Origin of the sequence: Parabacteroides sp. AF17-28, from assembly GCF_003479205.1 — a bacterium.
Classification (GTDB): Bacteria; Bacteroidota; Bacteroidia; order Bacteroidales; family Tannerellaceae; genus Parabacteroides; species Parabacteroides acidifaciens.
On record NZ_QUGV01000043.1, the window covers coordinates 1 to 349 of the forward strand.

Consider the following 349-nt stretch of genomic DNA (forward strand, 5'->3'; position numbering starts at 1 on the left):
AAATTCTTCCTCTTTAGATTAGCCAAGATTTATGGTTATCCAAAATGAGGGGGCGGCTGAACCTCCAAAAGTGAGTTTAATGTAAAAAGCGGGAGATAGATGATCTACTACTCTCCCGCTCACACATAGTTATCGTTTTAGTTAACTTATATACTGAAGAGTCTAACTCTTTCAGCCTGCCCCCTCGAACCCACCACTGCCATTCAGCACTATCCTTTTTTCAAAGGGTCTTGATTTAAATGGATAAGCATAAATCTATATATTTCTTTGCTTACGTGACAAAGGAAGGCCTTATATTTGACGTAAACAAATAAAAAACAATCTATTTTTATAAATATTGAATTTTCGG